Origin of the sequence: Plantactinospora veratri, from assembly GCF_036421995.1 — a bacterium.
Classification (GTDB): Bacteria; Actinomycetota; Actinomycetes; order Mycobacteriales; family Micromonosporaceae; genus Plantactinospora; species Plantactinospora veratri.
Map to the genome: position 1 here is coordinate 464,188 of NZ_JAZGQL010000005.1, position 20,902 is coordinate 485,089.

The following is a 20,902-nucleotide window of genomic DNA, read 5'->3' on the forward strand; positions in this document are numbered from 1 at the left end:
CGATCCGGCCGCCCCGGGCCGGGCGGCGAACAGACGCTGGTCAATGCAGACCGGTGCCTCGACGCAACGCGGTCCGGATCAGCCGGTTCACCAGCTTGGGGTACTCCAGCCCGGTCGCCGCCCACATCTGCGGGAACATCGAGGTGGGGGTGAACCCCGGCATGGTGTTGATCTCGTTGAGGTAGACGTCCAGTTCCGGTGTGACGAAGAAGTCGACCCGGGCCAGACCGGCGCAGTCCAGCGCGCTGAACGTACGGCAGGCGTACTCCTGCACCTGCCGGGTCACCCGGTCCGGCAGCTCGGCCGGGATGTCGTAGTCGCTGGCGTCGAGGTATTTTGCCTCGAAGTCGTAGAAGTCGTGCTCGGCCACCCGGATCTCGGCCAGCAGTGACGCCTCCGGGCCGCCACCGGCCTCGGCCTCCAGCACCCCGCACTCGATCTCCCGGCCGACGATCGCGGCCTCGACCAGCACCTTCGGGTCGACCTGCCGAGCCAGCGCGACGGCTTCGTCGAGGTCGGCCCAGTCGGAGACCTTGCTGATCCCGACCGACGAACCCGCCCGGGACGGCTTGACGAAGACGGGCAGCCCGAGCCGCTCCTTGTCCTCCTCGGTCAGGCTGACCCCGCTGCGCAGCACCACGTACGGCCCCACCGGAATGCCCTCGGCGATCGCCAGCTTCTTGGTGAACTCCTTGTCCATCGCCGCCGCCGAGGCGAAGACGTTGGCGCCGACGTACGGGATGCCGGCCATCTCCAGCAGTCCCTGGATGGTGCCGTCCTCGCCGTACGCGCCGTGCAGCGCCGGGAAGACCACGTCGACCCCGGCTAGTGCCTGGGGCCCCTGGGCCGGGTCCAGCACCATCAGGCCGTCGCCGGTCGGGTCGGCCGGCAACACCACGGTCGATCCGGCGGCGGCGGTGATCTCCGGCAGTCGCCGGTCGGTGATGGCGAACTGGGTCGGATCACCGTCGGTCAGCACCCATTGACCGGCCCGGGTGATGCCCACCGGGACCACGTCGAATTCGTCCGGGTCGAGGGCGGCGAGGATGCTGCCGGCGCTGACGCAGGAGATGGCGTGTTCCGTGCTGCGGCCGCCGAAGACGAGGGCCACACGGGTCTTGCCTGGGGTGGTCACTCCGGTCACCTTTCGTTCGCGTCACCGCTGTCGTTTCCCGTCACCGCTGTCGCTCACGTCACCGCTGGCGTTCGCGTCACCGCTGGCGCTCACGTCACCGCTGATCGCTGTCATCGCTGGTCGCGGTCGCCGCCCGAGGGGGCCACGGACCGACTCGACTCCGGTCGAACCGTGACAGCATTCCATCCTGACCGACGGTGCCCGCCCGGTGGGAGACCCAACGGTGCTGCCGTCGCTCCTCGTGCGCTCACCGGGTGACCCTACTCTGCGTGGCCAACTCCCGGGTCCACACCCCTTTTCACCGCCGGGAAACCTTCACCGGGGTGAACGTGCCGAGCACAACGGGTAACTGGTGGCGTACCGACCCGTGCGGGTTGGCAGGGACCGGAGTTGCGGGTGTGTCGCCGCGATGACGGGCGCCGTCTAGGCTGCTCGTCTTGTGACTTCCGATTCGGTTATCGACAGCCTGAGCGCGGCGGTCGGGGCGAGCCCGGACGACGTCCCGCTGCGGCTGCACCTCGCCGGGCTGCTCCTCGACGCCGGACGTCCCGCCGAGGCGATCGCGCACGTCGGGCAGGCCCTCGCCCGTAACCCCGCCGATCCCCAGGCACAGGCGCTGATGCAGCGGGCCCTGGGCGGCGGCGCACCCGCGCCCGCCGCCGGCAGGCCGGTCTCCGGTACGCCCGTCTCCGATACGGCCTCGCCGGGGGCGGCGGCCGGTCCGGACGCCGCCGCCGGAGCGGTGGGCGGCACCGGGCCGGCAGCCGATCCGCCGCACCCCGGCCGGCCGGGCACACCGGGCCAGTCGGGCGACGATCCGCTCGCTGCCTACGAACGGGAACTCGCCGACGTCGTGCCGCCGCGCTTCTCACCGGCCGGAGACGAGCCCGAGCCGGTGACCGGGGACGCCGACCGGATGTTCGACGTCGAGGTCTCCACGATCCGGCTCGGTGACGTGGGCGGGATGAACGAGGTCAAGGAGCGGTTGGAGCTGGCCTTCCTCGGCCCGCTGCGCAACCCGGAACTGCGCAAGCTGTACGGCAAGAGCCTGCGCGGCGGCCTGATGCTGTACGGCCCGCCCGGTTGCGGCAAGACGTTCCTGGCCAAGGCGATCGCGGGCGAGATGGGTGCCAAGTTCATCTCGCTCTCCATCGTGGACGTCCTGGACATGTGGATCGGCAACTCCGAACGCAACCTGCACGAGCTGTTCCAGACGGCCCGGCGCAGCGCGCCCTGCGTACTCTTCCTCGACGAGGTCGACGCGCTCGGGCACAAGCGCTCCAAGGTCACCTCCAGCGGGATGCGGACGATCGGCAACCAGCTGCTCGCCGAACTCGACGGCGTGGAGGGCAACAACGAGGGCGTCTTCGTGCTGGCCGCCACCAACACACCGTGGGACGTGGACCCGGCGCTGCGCCGCCCCGGGCGCCTCGACCGGGTGGTCCTGGTACTCCCGCCGGACGCGCCGGCCCGGACCTCGATCCTCGAGTACCACCTGCGGGAACGGCCGATCGCCAACATCGACGTACGCCGGATCGTCGCCGCCACCGACGACTTCTCCGGCGCCGACCTGGCGCACCTGTGCGAGTCCGCCGCCGAGTACGCGATGGCCGACTCGATCCGGCGCGGCGAGGTACGGATGATCGAGCAGCGCGACTTCGACCGGGCGCTCAAGGACATCCGCCCCTCCACCAAGCCGTGGTTCGCCACCGCCCGCAACGTGGCGATGTTCGCCAACGAGGGCGGCATGTACGACGACCTCGTCGGCTATCTGAAGCGGCGGAAGCTGCTCTGATGACCGCCGGGGTCGACACCGGGGAGGGTGCGGCCGGAGCCGGCCCGGGTGCCGGCCCCGGGACGTCGGTGCTGGAGCGGGCGTTGCACCTCGCCCAGATCGGCCGGGTCAGGGCGGCGTACCCGCTGATCGCGGAGGCGCTCCGGGTTGACCCGGCCGACAGCTACGCGCTACAGGTGCTCGGCTACTGCTACCAGCGGGAGGGCCGCTGGGGGGACATGCTGACCGTGCTCGACATGGCGGCCCGGCTCCTCCCGGCCAGTCCGCAGGTGCAGCGCAACCGCTCGCTGGCGCTGCGCCAGCTGGGCCGGATTCCCGAGGCGCTCACCGCCGCCGAGCTGGCCCGTACCCTCGATCCGGACGACGCCCGCAGCGAACTCGCCCGGGCCGAGGCACTGCTGCGCGGTCGCGGTACCCGCACGGTGCTCGCCGCGCTGGCCGCGACCAGACGGGCCAGGGAACTCGACCCGCAGAGTGTCTGGGCACACGTCACCGAGGGCAGGGTCCAGCGCCGGATGGCCGAGTTCGGGCGGGCCCGGGCGGCGTACCTGGAGGCGCTGCGGCTCGCCCCCGACGACCCGCAGGCCCTGCACGCGCTGGCCACACTGGACAGCGATCGGGGCCGGGCGGTGCGCGCCGCGCCGGTGATGGCCGGGATGCTCCAGACGGTACCCACCGATCCGGTCGCGATCCAGGCCGCCACCCGGAACGCGCGCCGGGCGCTCTGGCTCCTGACCGATCTCGGCTGTGTCGTACTCCTGCTCGTCACCCTCCTGGTGGGGACCTTGCAGGATGTGATCGACCCCCGACCGGTGGCAGCGGCCAGCGGGGTACTGGTGGCGCTGGCCGGTGCGGCTGGCGTCTTCGCGCTGCTGCGCTGGCGGTTCGGCCGGCTCGCCGCGCCGATCCGCGCGCTGGTCCTGGCGAACCGCTACCGGATCTCCTTCGTCACCGCACCGCTGCGACTCGTCGCCGTGCTGCTCGGGATGCTGCTGATCACGCTCGGCCCGTATCCGCCGACCGCGGTCGAGGTCGTCGGCGGGGCGGCGCTGGTCGTGCCGCTGGTGACACTGATCATCCGGTGGCGCAGCCGGGCCGCCGTCGAGGTGGGTCTGCTGGTCCGCCGCTACTGGTTCCGGCTCCGCCGCCGCACCTCCGGCACCTGACCGGCGGTCGGTCGGTGGCTCAGCCGGCCAGTGATCGCCGTCGGCCGACCGCGAGTACCTTGACCCGCTGCCGGCCCGCCCGCACCATGCCCAGTGCCGCGAAGGCGGCGGCGATCCGGTCCGCGGCCTCCCTGCTGGTGGCGCCGACGACCTGGCGGCGCCGCTCCGGCTCGATCCGCTCGTCCCGGCCCTCCTTGGTCAGCGGCCGCACGTCGGTGAGCACCACGAGGAACCGGGTCACCGTGACCGCCCCGGCCACCATCGCGGATGGCTGCGCCACCATCGCGGTTGGCTGCGCTGCCCGCGGCCACGCCGAAGTCCGTGCCGGTCAGAGGCCACGACGAGCCGCCTCCGGCTCGGCCGTCGTGCCGGCCAGCCCACCCCACCGGTCCCGGCACACGTAGGCCAGGTCGGCGTGGATCCACGCGCCCTCGTTGTCCCGCAACACTGGTCGCGCACACCAGCGGCATCGGGAGACCCGAGGCCAGCACGGGGTCGCGGTCATCTGTCACCTCCAGGTCCGCTTGCTGGCGGGAGGGACACGGCGATCGGGTACGGGAAGGTCCGATCGCCGTGCGCCTCATTCCCCTTCGGTCACCCACAGCCACCGTCGACACGACCACCGGCGGTGAGGACGTGATGACAGATTGCCAGTTGTGAACGCGTGAATGCAACTCTCACGTACCTTCTCTCATGCACGCATTCCCGGTTCCATGTGACAGGATCGATGCATGGCTCCGAAGTCGTTCCGCGCCCGCCGCCTCGGCATCGCCCTGCGCCACGCCCGCGAGGCAGCCGGGCTCACCCTCGAACAGGCCGCCGACGAGATCAACAGCACCCGCAGCACGCTCTCGCGGTACGAGAACGCGCAGACGATGGTCAGCCCGGCCTCGGTACGCGCCCTGCTCACCCTCTACAAGCGGCCGGAGAGCGAACTGGAGGACATGGTGGCGCTCGCCAAGGAGGCCAGGAAGCAGGGTTGGTGGGTTCCGTACTCCTACATCCTGGACCGCCGCACCATCGACTTCATAGCGGTCGAGGCCGAGGCCACCGCGATCGCGAACTTCGAGCCATCGGTCGTGCCGGGACTGCTCCAGACCACGGAGTACATCCGGGCGATCATGCGCGGCGGCCCGCACACCCTCGGCGACGAGGAGGTGGAGCAGCGGGTGCAGATCCGGATCGGCCGGCAGGAGAGGCTGAAGGAGAGCGACCCCCCGATCTACGAGGCCATCGTCGACGAGGGCGCCCTGCTCCGCCCGGTCGGCGGGGAGGCCGTGATGGCAGCCCAGCTCAAGAGCCTGCTCAAGATGTCCGAGCTGCCGAACGTGACCGTCCAGGTCATCCCGCTCAGGGCGGGCTACCACCGGGGTACCCGTGGCTCGCTGCACCTGCTCGAGTTCGCCGACCCGGAGGATCCGATCCTCGCCTCGGTGGAGACCGTCGCCGGGCAGCTGATCCTCGACCGGCCGCACGAGCTGCGCACCTGCACGAAGATCATGGAACACCTGCGGGCCGTCGCACTGAGTCCCGCGGAAAGCCGCGACACCATCAACCGCCTCCTGAAAGGACTGTGACATGTCACCGGAGACGACCGACCTGCTCGGCAGGGCACCCTGGCGCAAGAGCAGCCACAGCGGAGACCAGGGCGCCTGTGTCGAGTTCGCCCTGCTCGCCGGGGCCGCCGACGACGTCGTGGCCGTCCGCGACTCCAAGGACACCACCGGGCCGGTGCTGATCTTCGCACCGACCGCCTGGACCGCATTCACCACCGCGCTGCACGCCTCCCCCGTTCTCCCCTGACCTGGGGGGAGGTCGGCGGTCACCGAGCTGCGTCCCCCCGGCAAAGCTCGGCCCGCCCAGCTCCGGTGCCCCACGCCCCCTGCTCCGCCGGTCCGGGTCGGCGGTCAGGGGGCGTGGCGGTCAGCTGGTTACCCTTGACCGTCGTGACCGCCGCCCTGCACCGCGCCCTCGCCGACCCCGGCCCGCCGCCGCTGCGGCCGCTCCCGCCGGAGGCCGTCGAGCTGCTGATCACGTCGAACGCCCCGGCCCGACTGGCCGCGCACCTGCGCGCGGTGCACGACGTCGCGGCCCAGTTGCTCGACTGGCTCGGCCAGGAATATCCCGACCTCACCGTCGAGCACCGGGAGGTGCGCTTCGGCGCGGCCACCCACGACATCGGCAAGACCCGCCATCCCGAGGAACTCTCCGGGCCCGGGTCGCGACACGAGCCCGCCGGGCGCGAACTCCTGATCGGGTACGGAGTCCAGCCGGCCCTGGCCCGGTTCGCCGCCAGCCACGCCCGCTGGGACTCCCCCGGGACGACGACCGAGGAGTTGCTGGTCAGCCTCGCCGACAAGGTCTGGAAGGGTCGACGCGAAGCCGACCTCGAAGACCGGGTCGTGGACCGGCTGACCGCCGTCGGTGGCCAGCAGCGCTGGGCCGCGTTCCTGGCCCTCGACGACGTACTGAGCCGGATCGCCGAGGACGCCGACGCGCGCCTCGACTTCCAGGCCCGCTACCCCGTCGACTGACGGAGCGACGATCGGCCCGCGCTCGGCCGAACCGCCTCGTTCGTCAGCACGGAACAGACCGCCGACCGGCAGGGTGTGGTCTGCCGCAGTTGCCGGACTGCGGCCGGCCGTCCCGGGGCGGATGGTGCGCCTCATGGTGGCCCCCGGGCCGGATTCCTAACGTCGGAGCAGACCCGAGACGGGTCCTGGATCACCCGACAGCATTGAGGACTCCGGCCTGTGAAACGTATTCCCCTGAGCGTGCGGATCGGCCGGTGGAGCGCCACCCGCCCGCGGCTCGCCATCCTCGGCTGGCTGCTCTTCGTCGCCGCCTGTGTCGTCGGAGGATCCGCCGTCGGCACCGTACCGGCAACCGGGGCGAACAGCCTGCACGGTGAACTGGCCCGGGCCGACCGGATCGAGCGGGCCGGCCAGTTCGCCGAGCCGCCCGTGACGGAGAACGTCCTGATCACGCCGTTGACCGGTCCGCTCGACCGGGACCGGGCCGATGCGGCGGCGGCCGAGGTCGGCGCCCGGATGCGTACCCTGCCGGAGGTCGCGGAGGTGCGGGCGCCGCTGCACGCGCCGGACCGCACCGCAGTGCTGGTCGAGGTGGTGCTCGCCGACCCGCCCGACGGGGAGGCGGACGCCGCCGAACGGCAGGTGCCGGCGCTGCTGGCCAGCACCGCCGAGATCCAGCGGGAGTTTCCGGACCTGCGGATCGAGCAGATCGGGACCGCCTCGCTCGGCAAGGCCCTGACCGAGACGCTGGGCGCGGACTTCCTGCGGGCCGAACTGATCAGCGTGCCGGTGGCGCTGGGCATCCTGGTGGTCAGCTTCGGCGCGCTGATCGCGGCGGGGGTACCCGTGCTGCTGGCGCTCTCGGCGGTCGCCGCCGCGTTCGGGCTGGCCGCCTTCGCGTCGCACGTCTTCCCCGCCGGAGAACTGGTGAACAGCATCATCCTGCTGATCGGCATGGCGGTCGGGGTCGACTACTCCCTGTTCTACCTGCGACGGGAGCGCGAGGAGCGGGCCCGGGGGCGGGACCATCGCAGTGCGGTCGAGATCGCCGCCGCCACCTCCGGGCACGCGGTACTCGTCTCCGGGCTGGCGGTGATGGTGGCGATGGCCGGGCTCTACCTGGTCGGTGACAACACCTTCAGCTCGATGGCGACCGGCTCGATCCTGGTGGTCGGGGTCGCGATGCTCGGCTCGCTGACCGTGCTGCCGGCCGTACTGGTCACGCTGGGGCGGTGGGTGGACCGTCCCCGGGTGCCGTTCCTCGGCCGCAGGATCGAACGGGCCGGCCGGAGCCGGTTCTGGTCGGCGGTACTCCGGCCGGCGCTGCGCTGGCCGGCACCGACGCTGCTGGTCGCCGTACTCGCGTTGCTGGCCCTCGCCGTCCCGGCCCTGGACATGCGGCTCGCCCGGCCGACCTCCGCGGACCTGCCGCGTTCCATCCCGATCCTCCGTGGCTACGACCGGCTGGCGGCGGCCTTCCCCAGCAACGATCTCGGCACCAGCCACACCGTCGCGATCCGCACCGCCGCCGGGCACGGCGCCGAACTGGACCGGGCGCTGACCGAACTCGGCGCCCGGCTGGGCGACGCCGCCGGCTTCGCCCACGACCGGCAGCCCACGGTACGGCGGTCCGCCGACGGCCTGGTCCGGCTCGTCTCGGTGTACGTGGCCGGTCCAGCCGGCAGCGGCGACGCGGTCCAGACGCTGCGCCGGCTCCGGGCCGAGCTGTTGCCGGCCACCGTCGGTCAGGTCCCCGGCACCGAGTACGCGGTCGCCGGCCGCACCGCCAGCAGCCAGGACTTCCTGGACCAGATGTCGGACTCGCTGCCGTCGGTCCTCGGCTTCGTCCTCGCCGTCACCTTCCTGGTCATGCTCGGCAGCTTCCGGTCCGTACCGGTGGCGCTGACCTCGATCCTGCTCAACGCCCTCTCCGTCGCCGCGTCGTACGGGCTGCTGGTGCTGGTGTTCCAGCACTCCTGGGCGGAGGGCCTGCTCGGCTTCCAGAGCAACGGCGCGGTCGTCTCCTGGCTGCCGCTGATGCTCTTCGTCATCCTCTTCGGACTCTCGATGGACTACCACGTCTTCGTGGTCAGCCGGATCCGCGAGGCGGTACTGCACGGCGTGCCGACCCGGTACGCCATCGAACGCGGAATCGTCTCGTCCGCCGGCGTGGTGAGCAGCGCCGCGATCATCATGGTGGCGGTCTTCGCGGTCTTCGCGACCCTGTCGATCCTGGAGTACAAGCAGCTCGGGGTCGGCCTCGCCGCCGCAATCCTGATCGACGCCACCGTCATCCGCGGACTCGTGCTCCCCGCCCTGATGCGGCTGCTCGGCGAGGCGAACTGGTGGGCACCGCGCTGGCTGCGGGGGAACCGGCGGCCGCCGGTCGGCCCGGCGGAGGTACCGACGATGGAGCTGACGGTGATCGGGCCACGACGCTGATCCAACCGCCGGCCGCGCCAGCCGCATGGCGCGGCCGGCTCCCGATGCGGTTGCTCCGAAACCACCCCTGCCGGGCCTGACCGTTCGGCAGGGGTCCGGCACCGCCGTGTTGCTACGGTGGTCCCCGTGCCGGACCGGACCGAAGCGAGGCTGGACGAACCGACCAACTCCTGGCTCACGCACTGGCTGACCATCCGTGCGGAAAGGTTTCCCGAGTGGTCCGCCGCCACCGGCCGGGCCGACGAGCTGGACTTCAGCCCGGAGTCGCTGCTGACACTGGAGCAGCTCGTACGACGCCGGATTCCGACCAGGGACGCCCTGCACGAACCGGTGGACGACGACTTCGTCCAGGGAGCGATCTGGTACGTCGGCGAGATCGCCCGGCGCCACCGCGACGCACACTGGCGTTACCACCCCAACCGCACCGGCACCAGCAGGAACCCGTACGTGGGCAGGCCGTTCGTCCAACAGGGTGGCGGCGGGAACGACGCGATACCGCTGCTCGAACTCCAGGCCGCCGTCCTGTCCGACGAGACCGGCGTGCTCCTGGACCGGTTCGAGGTGTTCGACTAGCAGCAGGACGGACCCCGACGCGCGCTCCTAGCGGGCCGGGACCGCCCGGGACCGGTTGCCGGCGACCCGGTGCAGCCGGGCCACCAGCACGGCGAGCAGGGCCAGCTCGACCACCACCAGGATCCGCTCGACCAGCCCCATCATCACCCGGCCGCCGGGAAACGCGACGTAGTAGAGCGCGATCAGCGCGAGCACGCTGGTCACGGCCAGCGCCCGCAACCGGCGTACGGCGTCCCGCCAGCGCACGTCGGCGGCGAGCCGGCGGATCGCCAGCAGCGCCGCGAGCGGCAGGGCGACGAAGGCGGCGACCGAGACGTACCGGTGCACGTAGCCCTGGGTGGTCAGCTCGACCGTTCCGAGCGGATCGGTCGGAACCAGTGCCGAGGTGATCAACCCCAGGCACCAGACCAGCAGCAGCGCCTCGGCGAGGCGTCCCACCCTGACCCGGGCGGCCCGTAACGCCAGCGGTACGGCCAGCGAGGTGACCCCGAGGATCAGGATGGCGAGGTTCATCGGCCAGCCGTTGTTCGACACGGCGTAGTCGCTGATGGTGAGCGACAGCGGGCTCATCCCGGGGTCGGGGGCGAGGTGCGCCACGACGCCCAGGGTCGCCGTCAGGCACATGCCAAGCGCCGCGAGCAGGGTCAGCGGTCGGGCGGTCCATGGCTGCGGTAGGGATCCGGACATCATGTGACCAGCGTCGTCGCGCCAGCGTGGCGCCGAATCCGGCGCGATCCCGGACCGATCCCGGGCTTCCGCGACCCTGAGTCGATCAGGGTCGGGTTGCCCCTACCTCCGGAACTACCCCCAGCACCATCGACAACGTAGGGCGGTCAGTGGACGGGCGGGGTGGCGGCCGTACCGTCGAGCAGCTTCAGCGCGGCGATGGCGGCACCCCGGGCCCCGGCCATGTCGAGATCCGGCACCAGCGCGAACCGGGCCCGTTCCGCCTGCTCGGTCCGGAGCGTGGTGTGTTCCCGGACGGTGGCCAGGAACCAGTCCCGGAACTCCGGTGTCGCCTCCACCACGCCGCCGCCGACGAAGTACCCGTCCGGGTCGGTGAAGTTGGCGGCGATGGTGAAGAGCCGGCCCAGGGCCATCGCCTGCTGTTCGAAGATCCGCAGCGCCATCGGGTCGCCGTCCACCCCGTACGACCGGACCTGCCTGGCGGCGTTCACCGGGTCGAGTTCGGCCAGCGGGTGCCCGGCGAACCGGCCCAGCCAGTACGGCAACAGGTTGCGCCGGATGCCGGTCAGCGAGGCGACGCTCTCCACGTCACCGACGAACCCGCAGTTGCAGGCCGGCACCGGCTGCCCCTCGGCGAGCAGGCCGAACATCGGGATGTGCACGTGCCCGAGTTCCCCGGCCATCCCGGCGGTACCGGTCAGCACCTGCCCGCGTACGACCACACCGCCGCCGAGTCCGGTCCCCACGATGGCGGAGACCGACGACCGCTGCGCGGCGTCGGCGCCGAAGTAGGAGTGGTGGGCGTAGAGCGCCGCCGCGTTGCCGTCGTTGTGGTAGACGACCGGCAGGCCGAGCCGGCGTTCGAGGGCGCCGCGGATGTCGTAGCCGCGCCAGGCCGGCTGGGAGAAGTTCGTCGAGCCCTTCGACGAGATGACCCCGGTGGCGCTGGCCGGCCCCGGGGTGTCCAACCCGACGGCCCGGACCCGCTCCGGCCGGGTGCCGGTGCGCGCCAGCACCTGTGCCATCGCCGCCGCCAGCGCCTCGACCGCCGCCTCCGGCCCCTCCAGCACCTGGCAGGGGGTTTCGACCAACTCGTCGACCAGGAACCGCCCGGTCGCGTCCAGCACGGTGGCGTTGTTGCTGTTACCGCCGTTGTCGAGCCCGACCACGACCGGTACTTCGGAATTCGTCATGGTGCGCCTCCCGGGTACCCCGGCCGGCCCCCCGGACCCCGATCCCGGCGTCGCCAGCCGACCGATGTGCATACCCTGCCGCACCCGAACCAGTCCCGCACCCCCCGGCCGCCCGACTCGTGACCGGAGCGGGCTATGCGGCGCCGGCCGCGTCCAGCGCGGCGGTCAGGTCGGCGACCAGGTCGGCGGTGTCCTCGACCCCGCAGGAGAGCCGGACGAATCCGGCGGAGACGTCGTCGCCCCACTGGGCCCGCCGGTCGGCGCTGGTGTGCAGGCCGCCGAAGGAGGTCGCCGCGAAGACCAGCCGGCTCGCCGCCAGGAACCGCGCCACCCGGTCGGCGTCGCCGAGGTCGAAGGCGACGATCCCCGGCACCCGCCGGAGCTGCCGGCTGGCGATCGGGTAGGCGGGGTCGTCGCCGAGCCCCGGCCAGCGCAGGCCGGCCACGTCGGAGCGGGCCCGCAGAGCCGCCGCCACCGCCGCCGCGTTGGCGCTCTGCCGGGCCAGCCGCAGGTCCAGTGTGGCCAGTGACCGGTGCGCCAGCCAGGCGTCGAAGGCACCCGGGATCGAGCCGGTGGTGGTCCGCCAGCCGAGGATCGTCTCCAGCAGCCCGGCCGTCCGGCTGGCCACGTAGCCGAGCAGCAGGTCCGAGTGCCCGGTCAACGCCTTGGTGCCGGAGGCGACCACCAGGTCGGCGCCCAGGTCCAGCGGTCGCTGGCCGAGCGGTGTCGCGGTGGTGTTGTCGACCGCGAGCAGCGCACCGGCGGCGTGTGCCCGGGCGGCCAGCTCGGCGATGTCGCAGACGTCCAGGCCCGGGTTGGCCGGCGTCTCGACCAGCACCAGGCGTACGCCGTCGAACGACGGGTACGGGCCGGCGGTCGGCACGAAGTCGACGCGTACCCCGATCCCGCGCAGTGTCTCGGCGGCGAACGCCCGCACCGGGAAGTACCCGTCGGTGGGGAGCAGCACGGTGTCGCCGGGGCGCAGCACCGAGAGCAGCACCGCCGTGATCGCGGCCTGCCCGCTGGAGAAGGCGAGACACTCCCCGCCCTCCAGCTCACCGATGGCCGCCTCCAGCAGGCGCCGGGTCGGGTTGTCCGGCCGGCCGTACCCGTTCGGGCTCGCCTCCGGGCCGACCGCCGGGTCCAGGTGGTAGGGGGCGGCGAAGACCGGCCCGGGCAGGAACGGCTGCCCCGGCGCCGGCTCCGGCAGACCGGCGTGCACGCTCCGGGTGCCGTCGCCGTAGTTCCGCTGGTCGGGCATCGCGTCCCCCCGTGGATCGGTCTCGGTCACTCGGGCCTCGGCTTCCGGCTCATCAGTACGGCCATCGCGGTGTGCGGGTCGGCGCCCTCGTGGCAGACCCGCTCGACCTGCTCGGTGATCGGCATCTCCACACCGTGCGCCCGGGAGAGGTCCCGGATCGCCAGGCAGCTCTTCACCCCTTCGGCGGTCTGCCGGGTCGCGGCCTGCGCCTGCTCCAGGGTCTCGCCCCGGCCCAGGTGCTCGCCGAAGGTCCGGTTCCGGGACAGCGGCGACGAGCAGGTCGCGACCAGGTCACCGAGGCCGGCCAGGCCGGCGAAGGTGAGCGGGTCGGCGCCGAGCGCCACGCCGAGCCGAGCCGTCTCGGCCAGCCCCCGGGTGATCAGGGTCGCCCGGGTGTTGTCGCCCAGCCCCATCGCGGTGGTGATGCCGTAGGCGAGCGCGATCACGTTCTTGACCGCCCCGCCCAACTCGCAGCCGATCACGTCGTCGTTGGTGTACGGCCGCAGGTACGGCGTGGTGACCGACGCCTGCACCAGGGTCGCCCGGTCGGTGTCGGTGCAGGCGACCACGGTCGCGGCCGGCTGCTCGGCGGCGATCTCGGCGGCCAGGTTGGGGCCGGAGACCACGACGACCCGGTCCGCCGCCACCCCGGCGGTCTCCACGATCACCTCGCTCATCCGCTTGGTGGTGCCGAGTTCGATCCCCTTCATCAGGGAGACCAGCGTGGAGTCGGGTGCGAGGTGCCGGGCCCACTCGGCGAGGTTGCCGCGCAGTGTCTGCGCCGGCACCGCCAGCACCACCAGGTCGGCGCCGGTGATCGCCTCGGTGGCGTCGGCGGTGCCGCGTACCGCCGCCGGCAGCCGCAGTCCGGGCAGGTAGTCGGGGTTGGTCCGGGTGGTCCGGACCGCCTCGGCCACCGCCGGGCGGCGGGCCCAGAGGACCACGTCCCGGCCGGCGTCGGCGAGCACCTTGGCGAAGGCGGTACCCCAGGAGCCGGCGCCGAGCACGGCGACGTGGCTCATGCCCGGTCCTCGGCACGGCGGTTCGCCTGCGCCGACCAGAGCGGCGGCGGTGTCTCGGCACGGATCTCGGCCAGCATGTCGCGCAGCCGCAGCATGATGGTGTCGGTCATCTCGTCGAGTACCGGCTTGCTCGGCACCGCGCCGGCCCACCGGCTCAGGTCCACCGGCGGACCGGCGACCACCGTCACCGGGGTACGCGGCCGGAAGCTGACCTTCTTCGTCCGCGGGTCGAAGATCCGCTGCGGTCCCCAGGTCACGACCGGCACCACCGGGGCACCGGTGGCCAGGGCGAGCCGGGCGGCGCCGGTCTTGCCGCGCATCGGCCACAGCTCGGGCTCCCGGGTGGTGGTCCCCTCCGGGTAGATCACGACGGCGGCACCGGAGCGGACCGCCCGGTCCAGCGCGTCCAGCGACCTGGCCGCGTCGACGGTGCCCCGCTCCACCGGGATCTGCCGGCACTTCAGCAGAATCTTGCCGATCACCGGCACCTTGAAGACGCTCGCCTTGCCCAGATAGCTGGGCCAGCGGCCGGAGTCGTAGATGAAGTGGGCCGAGACCAGCGGGTCGAAGTGGGAGAGGTGGTTCACCACGATGATCAGGCCACCGGACGACGGCATGTGCTCCATGCCGCGCCAGTCGCGGCGCGTCCAGACGGTCAGCACCGGCTTGACCACCGAGACGGCGAACCGTCGCCAGAACCCGAGCCTGCGCCGTGTCACTGTGCCTCCTCGTCGTCCAACCCTGGCGCGGCCCGGCCGGGGCGCCACCCGGGCGCCCCGGCTCGGGTGGCGAGGTGGCACCGCCCGTGCCCACCCCGGTCCGGCCCGCCACCGGCCCGGGCCCGGGGTGCCGCCGCCCGCAGCGAAATCATGCCTGTTCGCCCCGGGTACGGCCAGCCAGGGGTGTCCGGCCGGCGGGCTGGGCCACACGCCGGGCAGCCGCTGGCGAACTGGCAGGATTGTCGCGTGGCAGAGCGGAACTGGACCGTGGTGGTGCCGGTCAAGCGCCTCGGGTCGGCGAAGAGCCGGCTGCGCGGGGCGCTCGACGGCGTACCGCACGAACTGCTCGCCCTGGCGCTGGCGCAGGACACCGTCGAGGCGGTACTCGGCTGCCCGGCCGTCCGGGAGGTACTCGTGGTGACCGGCGACCCGGAGGTGACCCGTACCCTGGGTCGGCTCGGCGCCCGGATCGTGCCGGAGCCGCCGACCGCCGGGCTCAACGCCGCGTTCGCCCGGGGTGCGGCGGTCGCCTCCGGCGGTCCGGTCGCGGCGCTCACCGCCGACCTGCCGGCACTGCGCCCGACCGAGCTGGCCGAGGCGCTGCGGGCCGCCGCCGGACCGCCCGGGGTACGCAGCTTCGTCGCGGACGCCCCCGGCACCGGCACCGTGCTCCTCACCGCCGCCCCCGGCACGACGCTGGACCCCCGGTTCGGTCCGCACTCGGCGGCGGCGCACGCGGCCTCCGGGGCCCGTCCGCTCACCGCCGCCTGGCCGACGCTGCGCCGCGACGTCGACACCCCGGCGGACCTGCGGGCCGCGGTCGCGCTCGGCCTCGGCCGGCACACCGCCGCGGTGACCCGGCGGGCGACACCGGCCGGCGCCCAGCGCTGACGTGCCGTCCGACCGGCGGTGCCGGTGCCGCCGTCCGAGGCCGACCCACCGCCCGGCCGACCGGTGTACGGTGCTGGGCATGCAGGGCACGGTGGCCGACTACGACCCGCAGACCCGGACCGGCACGCTGCTGCTCGACGACGGCTCCCGGGTCACCTTCCCGGCGGCCGCGTTCGACGCCTCCGGGCTGCGCCTGCTCCGGTTGGGCCAACGGGTCCGGCTGGAGCACGACGACACCGGCACGCTGGTCCGGATCACGCTGCCGACCTTCCCCTGAGCCGCTCAGGCAAAGTTCATTTTCGGTTAACCACCGCCGGGGAATGATGGGGTGGTGAGCACCCCACCGTCCCGACGCCCCCGCCCCGAGCGCAAGACGCGGGCCGCCGGGCACACCGACCGCGAGCCGGCGGGCGAGCCGGACGGCACCGTCGAACCGGACACCGCCGCCGAACCGGACCGGTCGGCGGCGCTGGACCAGGCGGCCGACTCGGCGCGCGCCTCGGCCGGCGGCCCGGACCGGAGCCCGGCGACCGGTCTGGCCGGCAACCCGGAACAGGGCCGCCGCGGCGTGCCGGCCACCGGCCCTGGCAGCGCCGTCCCGGAGAGCGGCCTGGCCGCCCGCCCCGAGGCCACCGAGCCGGCCGCCGAACCCGCCGGGGGACCGGCGGAGCCGCTGCCGCCGGACCGCTTCCTCAACCGGGAACTCTCCTGGCTGGATTTCAACGCCCGGGTGCTGGCCCTGGCCGAGGACCCGGACACCCCGCTGCTGGAGCGGGCCAAGTTCCTCGCCATCTTCGCCAACAACCTGGACGAGTTCTACATGGTCCGGGTCGCCGGGCTGAAGCGACGGTTGCAGGCCGGTCTGCCGGTCCGGGGCGGCGACCGGATGCCGCTGAGCACCCAGCTCGAACGGGTCTCCCAGCACGCCGCCGAACTGGTCGCCCGGCACGCCGCGTGCTTCGTCGACGAGGTACGGCCGAAGCTCGCCACCGAGGACATCGCGGTACTGCACTGGGGCGAGCTGCCGGTGGCGGAGCGGCAGCGGCTGCGGACGTACTTCCGGGAGCAGATCTTCCCGGTGCTCACCCCGCTCGCCGTCGACCCGGCGCACCCGTTCCCGTACATCTCCAGCCGGTCGCTCAACCTGGCGGTGGTGGTACGCGACTCCGACGCCGGCTCGGAACTCTTCGCCCGGGTGAAGGTGCCGAACAACGTACCCCGGTTCGTCCGGGTCGAGCGGGACGTGCCCGGTTACCGGTTCCTGCCGGTGGAGGACCTGATCGCGGCCCACCTCGACCAGCTCTTCTCCGGCATGCAGGTGGTGGAGTGCCACCTGTTCCGGGTCACCCGCAACGCCGAGGTGGAGGTCGACGAGGACCGGGACGAGGACCTGCTGCAAGCCCTGGAACGGGAACTCGCCCGGCGCCGCTTCGGACCGCCGGTACGCCTGGAGGTCGCCGCCTCCGTCTCCGACCACGTCCTCGACCTGCTGGTCCGGGAACTCGACATGGACAGCCAGGACGTGCTCCGGGTGCCGGGGCTGCTCGACCTGACCGCGCTCTGGCAGGTCTACGGCGAGTCCAACCGGCCGGAGCTGAAGGACCCGCCGTTCGTGCCGGCCACCCATCCCCGGCTCGTCGAGGGTGAGGTGCCGCGCAGCGTCTTCGCCACCCTGCGCGACGGCGACATCCTGGTGCACCACCCCTACCATTCCTTCTCGACCAGCGTGCAGCGCTTCATCGAGCAGGCCGCCGCCGACCCGAACGTGCTGGCCATCAAGCAGACCCTCTACCGCACCAGCGGGGACTCCCCGATCGTCGACGCGCTGATCGACGCCGCCGCCGCCGGCAAGCAGGTGGTGGTGCTGGTGGAGATCAAGGCGCGCTTCGACGAGGTGGCGAACATCGGCTGGGCCCGGGTGCTGGAGCGGGCCGGCTGTCACGTGGTCTACGGCCTGGTCGGGCTCAAGACGCACTGCAAGACCGCGTTGGTGGTCCGGCAGGAGGGCAACCAGATCCGCCGGTACTGCCACATCGGCACCGGCAACTACCACCCGAAGACCGCCCGGCTCTACGAGGACTTCGGGATGCTCACCGCCGATCCGGAGATCGGGGCGGACCTGACCGACCTGTTCAACGTGCTGACCGGGTACAGCCGGCAGACGTCGTACCGGCGGCTGCTGGTGGCGCCGCAGGGGATCCGGCGCGGTCTGATCGAGCGGATCGAGGGTGAGATCGACCGGGCCCGCCAGGGCCGGCAGGCCCTGGTCCAGTTCAAGGTCAACGCGTTGGTGGACGAGGCGATCGTGGACGCGCTCTACCGGGCATCCCGGGCCGGGGTCCGCGTCGACCTGCTGATCCGGGGGATGTGCACGCTGCGGCCGGGCGTACCGGGACTGTCGGAGAACATCCGGGTCCGCTCGATCCTCGGCCGCTTCCTCGAACACTCCCGGGTGTTCCGGTTCGGCAGCGGCGGCGCCGGGGCCGGCGGCTCGGACGGCGCCGTCGAGTTCTGGATCGGCTCCGCCGACCTGATGCACCGCAACCTGGACCGCCGGGTGGAGGCGCTGGTGCAGGTGACCGATCGGGCCGCCCGGACCGCGCTGGACGAGTTGCTGACCGCCGCGATGAGCCCGGAGGTCGAGGCGTTCGACCTGGCCGGGGATGGCTGCTGGACCCGGCGCAAGGGCAGCCCCGAGGCACCACTGGTGAACCTCCAGGAGGCGTTGCTGGGCCGGGTCGCCGGAGCCGCCAAGTGACCGGCCGGCCGATTCGACGGCAGCGGCGGACGGTCGGCCGAGCCGACATTCCGGACTAGGCTTGGCCGATGCTGGAGGAGGAACGGAAGTACGACGTCGATCCGGGGTTCACCCTGCCTGACCTCTCCGGAATCGTCCCGGACGGCGTACGGGTGGTGGAACTGCCCCCGGTGACGCTGACCGCGACCTATCTCGACACCACCGACCTGCGGCTGGCCCGGGCCGGGGTGTCGCTGCGGCACCGCAGGGGTGACGAGCTGCCCTGGACGGTCAAACTTCCGGCCGACAGTCCCGGCGTACGCCACGAGATCTCTCGTGCGGGCCGGCCGAAGAGGGCACCGGCCGACCTGCTGGCACTGGTCACCGCGTACTCCCGGGGCGCGGAACTGCGGCCGGCCGCCGTGGTCCGCACCGTGCGCCGGGCGTACGAGCTGCGCGACGAGACCGACCGGGTACTGGTGGAGATCGCCGACGACTCGGTGCGGGTGCTGGACGGCAAGCGGGTCCGGTCGACGTTCCGCGAGGTCGAGGTGGAACGCAAGGACGGCGGGCGGGAGTTGCTCGAGGTGCTGGAGCCGGCGCTGACCGGCGCCGGTGCCCGGCGCGGTGACTTCACCCCGAAGCACGTCCGGGCGCTCGGCCCGGCGGCCGAGGCCCCGCCCGACCTGGTGCCGCCGGGCGAGCTGCCCGAGCGACCCAGCGCCGGTGACGTGGTCGCCGCGGCGGTCCGTCGCGGCGCCGGCCGGGTGCTCGCGCACGACCCGCTGGTCCGGTTGCGGGCGCCGGTGGGCGACGACGACACCGCCGTGCACCAGATGCGGGTCGGCTGCCGGCGGCTCCGCAGCGACCTGCGGACGTTCGGGCCGCTGGTCCGCAAGGCGTGGGCCACGTCGCTCCGGGACGAGCTGAAGTGGCTGGCGGGAGTGCTGGGACAGGCCAGGGACGCCGAGGTGCTGCGGGCCCGGCTCACCAGTACGGCCGCCGCCGACCCGCTCAGCCCGCTCGACCCGGCGGCGGTGGCCCGGATGGACCGGGTACTCGCCGACCGGCACGCCGAGGCGCTGGCCGCCGTCGACGAGGCGCTCGGCTCGGCGCGCTACCACGCCCTGGTCGAGGCGCTGGTCGACGCCACCCGAAGCCCGAAACTGACCGCCCGGGCCGACGGACCGGCCGCCGAGGTGCTGCCCCGGCTGGTCGCCCGGCCCTGGCACCGGCTGACCGACGGCGACGACGAGGTCGACGGCGCCGCCGACCTCGACCCGGGCGCCCCGGACGAGCGCTGGCATGCGGTACGCATCAACGGCAAGCGGGCCAGGTACGCCGTCGACGCGGTCGCCGGGGTGCTCGGCGGCGACGCGGCGAAGCTGGCCAGGGCGTTGGCGAAGGTGCAGAACCTGCTCGGCGAGCACCAGGACGCGGCGGTCGCCGCGCAGACCTGGCTGTCGATCGCCGAGCGGAACCCGGGCGACCACGGCGTCGCCGTCACCGCCGGCCGGTTGGCGGAACGGGAACGGGCCGCCGTCCGCGCCGCCCGGGCGGCCTTCCCCGACGCGTGGCGCCGGGCGAGCCGTAAACGGCGGTCGGGATGGCTGAGGTGACCCCGGTCCGGGCGGCGGGCGGCGTGGTCTGGCGCCACCGCGACGACGGCGTACAGGTCTGCGTGGTGCACCGCCCCCGCTACGACGACTGGTCACTGCCGAAGGGCAAGCTGGACCCGGGGGAACATCCGCTGACCGCCGCGGTACGCGAGGTCGCCGAGGAGGCCGACGCGCGCGGGGTGCCGGAGGTGCGGCTGCCCCCGGTGCACTACCGGATGCGCGACGGCGCGCCGAAGACTGTCGAGTTCTGGTCGATGCGGGCCGTCGGCAGCGGCGGTTTCCAGCCGGAGACCGAGGTCGACAACGTACGCTGGCTGCCGCTGTCCGACGCCCTCCGGCTGGTCAGCTATCCGCACGACGTCCGGGTGCTGGAGGACTTCGCCGCCCTGCCGCCGGTGAGTGCGGTGCTGGGGCTGGTCCGGCACGCCCCGGCGGGCAAGCGGGGCACCTGGTCCGGGCCGGACACCGGCCGGCCGCTGGACGGCGTCGGCCTGGCCCAGGCCCGGGAGCTGGCCGGACTGCTCGCGCTGATCCGCCCGGTACGCCTGCGTTCGGCGGCGCCCCGGCGCTGTGTGCAGACGCTGCAACCCCTGGCCGAGCTGCTCGACCGGCCGATCGAGGTGGACTCCGCGTACGACGAGCCGAAGCCGGGGCAGGACGCCGAGGAGAACGCCCTGGCCGCCGCCGGGGCCCTGCTCGAACTGGCCCGGGCCGGCGAGCCGGCGGTGGTCTGTAGCCAGGGGAAGGTGATTCCGGAGGCGCTGGCGTGGCTGGCCGCCGCATCGGCCGCCCCGACCGGGCCGACCGGTGCCGGCGTGCTGCCCGGTTCGGTGCGGGACTTCCGGACCCCGAAAGGCACCGGCTGGCTGCTCGCCTTCAGCGGTGACCGGCTGGTCGCCGCCAGCCGGCTGGACGGCGCGGAGCGCCTCGCCGCCATCGCACCCTGATCGGCCCGCCGCCCGGCCCGGCCAGCATGGGCTCTGCGGGAACGATCCCTCCACGGGTACTGTGCGGGGCCGGTCTCGGGGTTTCGGGCCGTCCACGGGCCGCTGAGCGGCGCTAACGCCCTGTCGGCGCCGCAGGGTCGCCCCCGCCCGGCCCGGATTTCCGTGCGGGACAACGTGAAGG

The 20,902-nt window shown here is 73.2% G+C and carries 21 protein-coding genes; 12 read left to right on the top strand and 9 right to left on the bottom strand.

Annotated elements, in window-relative coordinates; genetic code table 11:
• Window positions 1–40: 40 nt before the first annotated feature.
• Window positions 41–1,135 carry a D-alanine--D-alanine ligase family protein gene (locus V1634_RS08320; RefSeq protein WP_331207154.1) on the bottom strand — a complete coding sequence of 365 codons (1,095 nt, stop codon included), beginning with the start codon at window positions 1,133–1,135 and terminating at the stop codon, window positions 41–43.
• A gap of 439 nt (window positions 1,136–1,574) precedes the next feature.
• On the opposite strand from V1634_RS08320, the gene V1634_RS08325 reads away from it, so the two are divergent.
• Both V1634_RS08325 and V1634_RS08330 read left to right on the top strand, forming a co-directional pair.
• Complete coding sequence (locus tag V1634_RS08325; protein WP_331207155.1) at window positions 1,575–2,930, top strand: ATP-binding protein; 1,356 nt, start codon at window positions 1,575–1,577, stop codon at window positions 2,928–2,930.
• Window positions 2,930–4,096 (top strand): tetratricopeptide repeat protein, encoded by a 1,167-nt coding sequence (locus V1634_RS08330; RefSeq protein WP_331207156.1) that lies wholly within the window; start codon window positions 2,930–2,932, stop codon window positions 4,094–4,096. Before V1634_RS08325 ends, V1634_RS08330 begins: the two co-directional genes overlap by 1 nt.
• Window positions 4,097–4,115: 19 nt before the next feature.
• Here the strand turns inward: V1634_RS08330 and V1634_RS08335 are convergent, their stop codons facing one another.
• Window positions 4,116–4,379, bottom strand: a complete 264-nt coding sequence (locus V1634_RS08335; RefSeq protein ID WP_331207157.1) for a hypothetical protein — start codon at window positions 4,377–4,379, stop codon at window positions 4,116–4,118.
• A gap of 45 nt (window positions 4,380–4,424) precedes the next feature.
• A complete protein-coding gene (locus V1634_RS08340) occupies window positions 4,425–4,601 on the bottom strand; it encodes a hypothetical protein (RefSeq protein ID WP_331207158.1) in 177 nt (58 codons plus the stop codon).
• A gap of 226 nt (window positions 4,602–4,827) precedes the next feature.
• Here V1634_RS08340 and V1634_RS08345 point away from each other — a divergent pair, with 226 nt between their 5' ends.
• From V1634_RS08345 to V1634_RS08365, 5 genes are all read left to right on the top strand, one after another.
• The gene (locus V1634_RS08345) at window positions 4,828–5,673 is read left to right on the top strand and encodes a helix-turn-helix domain-containing protein (protein WP_331207159.1); all 846 of its coding nucleotides are present in this window, start codon (window positions 4,828–4,830) and stop codon (window positions 5,671–5,673) included.
• Window position 5,674: 1 nt separating this feature from the next.
• Window positions 5,675–5,899 (top strand): DUF397 domain-containing protein, encoded by a 225-nt coding sequence (locus tag V1634_RS08350; protein ID WP_331207160.1) that lies wholly within the window; start codon window positions 5,675–5,677, stop codon window positions 5,897–5,899.
• Window positions 5,900–6,042: 143 nt separating this feature from the next.
• On the top strand, window positions 6,043–6,630 hold the full coding sequence (locus V1634_RS08355; protein WP_331207161.1) for an HD domain-containing protein: 588 nt from the start codon (window positions 6,043–6,045) through the stop codon (window positions 6,628–6,630).
• 219 nt (window positions 6,631–6,849) lie between these two features.
• Window positions 6,850–9,072: an MMPL family transporter gene (locus tag V1634_RS08360; protein WP_331207162.1), complete on the top strand. Its 2,223-nt coding sequence runs from the start codon at window positions 6,850–6,852 to the stop codon at window positions 9,070–9,072.
• A 126-nt stretch (window positions 9,073–9,198) separates the two neighbouring features.
• On the top strand, window positions 9,199–9,645 hold the full coding sequence (locus tag V1634_RS08365) for a hypothetical protein (RefSeq protein WP_331207163.1): 447 nt from the start codon (window positions 9,199–9,201) through the stop codon (window positions 9,643–9,645).
• A 27-nt stretch (window positions 9,646–9,672) separates the two neighbouring features.
• Here the strand turns inward: V1634_RS08365 and V1634_RS08370 are convergent, their stop codons facing one another.
• From V1634_RS08370 to V1634_RS08395, 6 genes are all read right to left on the bottom strand, one after another.
• Window positions 9,673–10,335: a DUF998 domain-containing protein gene (locus V1634_RS08370; protein WP_331207164.1), complete on the bottom strand. Its 663-nt coding sequence runs from the start codon at window positions 10,333–10,335 to the stop codon at window positions 9,673–9,675.
• A gap of 143 nt (window positions 10,336–10,478) precedes the next feature.
• Window positions 10,479–11,525 carry an ROK family protein gene (locus tag V1634_RS08375; protein ID WP_331207165.1) on the bottom strand — a complete coding sequence of 349 codons (1,047 nt, stop codon included), beginning with the start codon at window positions 11,523–11,525 and terminating at the stop codon, window positions 10,479–10,481.
• Window positions 11,526–11,658: 133 nt separating this feature from the next.
• Complete coding sequence (locus V1634_RS08380; protein WP_331207166.1) at window positions 11,659–12,786, bottom strand: cystathionine gamma-lyase; 1,128 nt, start codon at window positions 12,784–12,786, stop codon at window positions 11,659–11,661.
• A gap of 26 nt (window positions 12,787–12,812) precedes the next feature.
• A complete protein-coding gene (locus tag V1634_RS08385; RefSeq protein ID WP_331207167.1) occupies window positions 12,813–13,808 on the bottom strand; it encodes an NAD(P)H-dependent glycerol-3-phosphate dehydrogenase in 996 nt (331 codons plus the stop codon).
• Window positions 13,805–14,527: a lysophospholipid acyltransferase family protein gene (locus tag V1634_RS08390; RefSeq protein ID WP_331207168.1), complete on the bottom strand. Its 723-nt coding sequence runs from the start codon at window positions 14,525–14,527 to the stop codon at window positions 13,805–13,807. The genes V1634_RS08385 and V1634_RS08390 overlap by 4 nt, the downstream gene beginning before the upstream one ends.
• Window positions 14,524–14,679 carry a hypothetical protein gene (locus V1634_RS08395; RefSeq protein WP_331207169.1) on the bottom strand — a complete coding sequence of 52 codons (156 nt, stop codon included), beginning with the start codon at window positions 14,677–14,679 and terminating at the stop codon, window positions 14,524–14,526. The genes V1634_RS08390 and V1634_RS08395 overlap by 4 nt, the downstream gene beginning before the upstream one ends.
• Before the next feature lie 94 nt (window positions 14,680–14,773).
• Between V1634_RS08395 and cofC the strand changes: the two genes are divergently transcribed.
• From cofC to V1634_RS08420, 5 genes are all read left to right on the top strand, one after another.
• On the top strand, window positions 14,774–15,418 hold the full coding sequence (gene cofC / locus V1634_RS08400) for a 2-phospho-L-lactate guanylyltransferase (RefSeq protein ID WP_331207170.1): 645 nt from the start codon (window positions 14,774–14,776) through the stop codon (window positions 15,416–15,418).
• A 79-nt stretch (window positions 15,419–15,497) separates the two neighbouring features.
• Window positions 15,498–15,695 (top strand): cold-shock protein, encoded by a 198-nt coding sequence (locus tag V1634_RS08405; protein WP_331207171.1) that lies wholly within the window; start codon window positions 15,498–15,500, stop codon window positions 15,693–15,695.
• Between the two features lie 192 nt (window positions 15,696–15,887).
• A complete protein-coding gene (locus V1634_RS08410) occupies window positions 15,888–18,176 on the top strand; it encodes an RNA degradosome polyphosphate kinase (RefSeq protein ID WP_331207361.1) in 2,289 nt (762 codons plus the stop codon).
• 68 nt (window positions 18,177–18,244) lie between these two features.
• Complete coding sequence (locus V1634_RS08415) at window positions 18,245–19,774, top strand: CYTH and CHAD domain-containing protein (RefSeq protein ID WP_331207172.1); 1,530 nt, start codon at window positions 18,245–18,247, stop codon at window positions 19,772–19,774.
• Window positions 19,762–20,721 carry a bifunctional NUDIX hydrolase/histidine phosphatase family protein gene (locus V1634_RS08420; protein ID WP_331207173.1) on the top strand — a complete coding sequence of 320 codons (960 nt, stop codon included), beginning with the start codon at window positions 19,762–19,764 and terminating at the stop codon, window positions 20,719–20,721. The genes V1634_RS08415 and V1634_RS08420 overlap by 13 nt, the downstream gene beginning before the upstream one ends.
• Window positions 20,722–20,902: the final 181 nt, after the last annotated feature.

What these genes read in the sequence shown, in the direction of transcription:
- V1634_RS08330 (WP_331207156.1), top strand. Translation starts at nt 2,930, where the DNA reads ATGACCGCCGGGGTCGACACCGGGGAGGGTGCGGCCGGAGCCGGCCCG.
- V1634_RS08420 (WP_331207173.1), top strand. Translation starts at nt 19,762, where the DNA reads ATGGCTGAGGTGACCCCGGTCCGGGCGGCGGGCGGCGTGGTCTGGCGC.
- V1634_RS08345 (WP_331207159.1), top strand. Translation starts at nt 4,828, where the DNA reads ATGGCTCCGAAGTCGTTCCGCGCCCGCCGCCTCGGCATCGCCCTGCGC.
- V1634_RS08415 (WP_331207172.1), top strand. Translation starts at nt 18,245, where the DNA reads ATGCTGGAGGAGGAACGGAAGTACGACGTCGATCCGGGGTTCACCCTG.
- V1634_RS08335 (WP_331207157.1), bottom strand. Translation starts at nt 4,379, where the DNA reads ATGGTGGCGCAGCCATCCGCGATGGTGGCCGGGGCGGTCACGGTGACC.
- V1634_RS08375 (WP_331207165.1), bottom strand. Translation starts at nt 11,525, where the DNA reads ATGACGAATTCCGAAGTACCGGTCGTGGTCGGGCTCGACAACGGCGGT.
- V1634_RS08405 (WP_331207171.1), top strand. Translation starts at nt 15,498, where the DNA reads ATGCAGGGCACGGTGGCCGACTACGACCCGCAGACCCGGACCGGCACG.
- V1634_RS08380 (WP_331207166.1), bottom strand. Translation starts at nt 12,786, where the DNA reads ATGCCCGACCAGCGGAACTACGGCGACGGCACCCGGAGCGTGCACGCC.
- V1634_RS08340 (WP_331207158.1), bottom strand. Translation starts at nt 4,601, where the DNA reads ATGACCGCGACCCCGTGCTGGCCTCGGGTCTCCCGATGCCGCTGGTGT.
- V1634_RS08350 (WP_331207160.1), top strand. Translation starts at nt 5,675, where the DNA reads ATGTCACCGGAGACGACCGACCTGCTCGGCAGGGCACCCTGGCGCAAG.
- V1634_RS08395 (WP_331207169.1), bottom strand. Translation starts at nt 14,679, where the DNA reads ATGATTTCGCTGCGGGCGGCGGCACCCCGGGCCCGGGCCGGTGGCGGG.
- V1634_RS08370 (WP_331207164.1), bottom strand. Translation starts at nt 10,335, where the DNA reads ATGATGTCCGGATCCCTACCGCAGCCATGGACCGCCCGACCGCTGACC.
- V1634_RS08385 (WP_331207167.1), bottom strand. Translation starts at nt 13,808, where the DNA reads ATGAGCCACGTCGCCGTGCTCGGCGCCGGCTCCTGGGGTACCGCCTTC.